General features: G+C 34.1%; 3 protein-coding genes. All 3 read right to left on the minus strand.

Annotated elements, in window-relative coordinates:
- Nucleotides 1–336: 336 nt before the first annotated feature.
- Genes ACOCEA_RS17820 through ACOCEA_RS17830 form a run of 3 tightly spaced genes read right to left on the minus strand, consistent with a single transcriptional unit; the run spans nt 337 to nt 3,125 of the window.
- Entirely contained in the window at nt 337–1,848 is a 1,512-nt protein-coding gene (locus ACOCEA_RS17820; RefSeq protein ID WP_420757629.1) for a hypothetical protein, read from the minus strand.
- A gap of 48 nt (nt 1,849–1,896) precedes the next feature.
- Nucleotides 1,897–2,754: an IS3 family transposase gene (locus ACOCEA_RS17825; RefSeq protein ID WP_420757630.1), complete on the minus strand. Its 858-nt coding sequence runs from the start codon at nt 2,752–2,754 to the stop codon at nt 1,897–1,899.
- Nucleotides 2,754–3,125 carry a transposase gene (locus ACOCEA_RS17830; RefSeq protein ID WP_420757631.1) on the minus strand — a complete coding sequence of 124 codons (372 nt, stop codon included), beginning with the start codon at nt 3,123–3,125 and terminating at the stop codon, nt 2,754–2,756. The genes ACOCEA_RS17825 and ACOCEA_RS17830 overlap by 1 nt, the downstream gene beginning before the upstream one ends.
- Nucleotides 3,126–3,286: the final 161 nt, after the last annotated feature.

Consider the following 3,286-nt stretch of genomic DNA (forward strand, 5'->3'; position numbering starts at 1 on the left):
GTTCCATAGTCGTTGTTTCTTTCCAAGGCATGATAATTTGATTTTAATCTCAAATTATAACCTTAAAAGTGTAAACTATGTGACTTTAACTTTGTAAAGGATGTCCCTTTAACGTACCAAATGACGCACAACGTTTAAGCTATGAGTAGTGCGGGAGCAAAAATGCGCTTCACATTCCGCCAAAGCCCGTAGCAAAATCTTTTTGTTCTGTTTTTTCTTTTTTGTTCCGAAAGCAAAATCGAAAAGATTTTGTGGACATTATAAAAATACGCAAACCTTTGGATTTAGCACCAAACCCCCGCATTACGTATAGGTGCTGTTGTGCGGCGTTTTTTATCAGTTATAACTTATCCAATATCCATCATCATCAAATTTCCATTCTTTGGGTGGGAACGTCAATTGTAACAATTTTATATGACTTGATTCATATATTACCTGCGCCTCTGTTGGTTCGTCAATATTGCTGACCATGTACTGATATTTTTGGATTTTTTCATTTGCACCGCTTGGTGCTGTCATAGCACCTTCCGTTGGATTCATTATAAAAATGCGGTTGTATTTTTCAAAATCTTCAAGATTAAATGAAGTAATAAGACTAGATTTAGTCATAAGAAACCAATTTGAAATATGTTCAGCTCCGTTTCTCGTCAGGATTAAATCGTTGTTACTGAATCCGACAGTTTCTTTCATGACCAGCAAATCATTATATATCGGTTCTTTGTTTTTATTAAGAAACACCAAGCCTGTGATTTCTCCAATAGATAACAGAATTGTTCCAAGTATTACAAATCCTATTAGAGCCCTTTTCCAGAATACTATTTTTAGAGTGTATTGTATAGTAAACGCAATCACGATTAGCAGAGGCAAGGTTAAAAATAGGACGAATCTTTGCATTAGTGCTGGCTCATAAATAGGTAGCAACAAAAGGTAACAAAATAAAATATTACAGAGCCAAAACACACTATTTTCATGAGTAAGTGCCTTTTTAGATATCCTATAAGCGTAATAGAGCAAAGCCACAAACCCCAATGGAACTGCGATCATAATGATTGAAGTAAATTTGTCTGTGTTATTTGGCGAAAAAATTGAACCCATGATGGAACTTTCTCCCATTCGGTTTATATAGCTAATTATTCTTTCGAACCTTTGGATATCGAAGGTATAAAACGAATAAAGTGATATAACTAAACCAAGCATTAAACTTAAACCTAACCACAAAGTCCATTTATTCTTATTATGCAACCAATGAGATAATAGAAGCGCAACTAAATACAAAAGAGCCGCTGCGGTACTACCATAATGAGTAGACAGAATCAAAATGAAAATAAATATTAGTGACACTATACGTTTTACACCCAAGCCTTTATGTATAGCTTTGGATTGTTGTATTAGAATCGCTAATAACAGTAATCCTAAAGTGTTCTTCTGAAGAAACTCAGGCATATGCGCAAGCGTAAATGGGTAAAATGCGCTAGCCAGTAACAAAACCCAAATCCACTTTGGAAAAGTTTTTTCTTTATAAGTGTTTTTAAAGATAGAATAAATGGGTATTGGGATAAGCGAAGGTATCAAACACATCCAAAACCTTGTTGCATTAACAATGGCAATATGGTTTTCGACTCCTAACCATGTTAATATTTTTGCGGTAGCTGCATAAATATAAAAGAGCAATGGCATATCTGGAAAAGGCAATTTTCCACTTTCAAGTAATCCTTGAGTCTCTACATAATAATAGTAAGTATGATTAAACCATCCAACAAATTCTGGTCTTCCAATCCATATAATGAATACTCTAACAAGAAATGAAACAAAAAGCAGTATTAATAGAAGTTTATAATTTTGTTTCATTTTTTTAAATGTCACGTCCTAAAATACGGCTACAGATTAATATTATTTTTAAGCGGCATATTGATGCACGTAATTAGGTGTTTTATAATCTAAAGATAAATGCAATCTTTTAGAGTTGTATAACTTGATTGCGTTTTTGGCTGCTTTTTTAGCATGGACCACACTGGTAAAGGTTTGGTCAAGATAGAATTCATCTTTTAGAATACCGTTTACCCTTTCGGCTAAAGCGTTTTCATAGCAATGGTTTTCTTCTGTCATACTGATTTTAATTTTCTTTCTTTTCAATATTTGAGTATACACATTACTGCAATATTGAATACCCCTGTCGGAGTGATGAATAAGCCGTTCAATGTTCTTGGCATTGTAAATGGCTTTATTAAGAGCCCTTACACAGCCTTTTAGTTCTAAACTATCACTTAGGTCATACCCAACTATTTTGCGTGAGTACATGTCGGTAATCAAGGCTAGGTAACAGAATCCTTTAATGGTTCTGATATAGGTTATGTCCGAAGCCCAAACCTGATTAGGTCTGTTGATTTCAAGGTCTTTTATGATATTGTCATATTTATAAAACCTGTGATATGAATTGGTGGTTCTAGAAGAGTATTTTTTTCTTCTAATGAGTAACCTGTTCTTTCTTAAGATACGGAATAGCTGGTCCCTGCCCACTTTGAGGTCGTACTTATGGAACTCATCTTTTAATGATCTCATGAGTTTTCTGGTACCTTCCCTAGGCAGTGTTCTTCTACTTTTTCGAACAAGCCCGATTACATCTTGTTCTATCTGTTTTTTGATTGCAAACCTTTTTTGGTATTTGTAATATGCATCTCTTTTCAGATCAAAAGCATTACAGATAGTACCAATGGAAAACAGTCTTTTATTACGGTTTATTGGTGCTACTTTCATTAGGGCTTTATGTTTAAGTTTTTTTTTAATTCTTCCACATCTCTATAGCCTAAGTTTTCAGCAGCGACCTCAAGATAACTATCGGTCACCAGTTTGTCCAAGTCCTTTTTGATAAGAAGGTCCTTAAGTTGTTTAAGCTCTTTTTGCAGGGCTTTGATACGGGAAAGTTCGTCGTCTGTTTGCACTGTTACACGGGTGTTCATTAAATCTTTACGATCATACTTTTTAATCCATACGTTTATAGTACTGGATTGTATCCCGTAAGTTAATGCAATTTGTCTTTTGGAATGGTTTCCTTTGGTAAGTTCTGCCATGACCTTTAGTTTAAAGCTCTCGCTATAACGTCTTACATATCCATCATTTTTATACATATACTTGAAGTGTTTTGTATACATATTTCAGGACGGGTCAATATGTTCGTTAATATACATTGTTTACAAAAGTTATAGATTAGAGTTTACACTAAGTTAGTTTCTAACCTCACTGATTGTTCTTTTTTTCTAAACACATGTTCATCAAAGTATCCTAAAAA

Origin of the sequence: Maribacter luteocoastalis (assembly GCF_048890225.1) — a bacterium.
GTDB lineage: Bacteria > Bacteroidota > Bacteroidia > Flavobacteriales > Flavobacteriaceae > Maribacter > Maribacter luteocoastalis.

Coding starts and splice junctions, on each gene's coding strand:
- ACOCEA_RS17820 (WP_420757629.1), bottom strand. CDS start 1,848: ATGAAACAAAATTATAAACTTCTATTAATACTGCTTTTTGTTTCATTT.
- ACOCEA_RS17825 (WP_420757630.1), bottom strand. CDS start 2,754: ATGAAAGTAGCACCAATAAACCGTAATAAAAGACTGTTTTCCATTGGT.
- ACOCEA_RS17830 (WP_420757631.1), bottom strand. CDS start 3,125: ATGTATAAAAATGATGGATATGTAAGACGTTATAGCGAGAGCTTTAAA.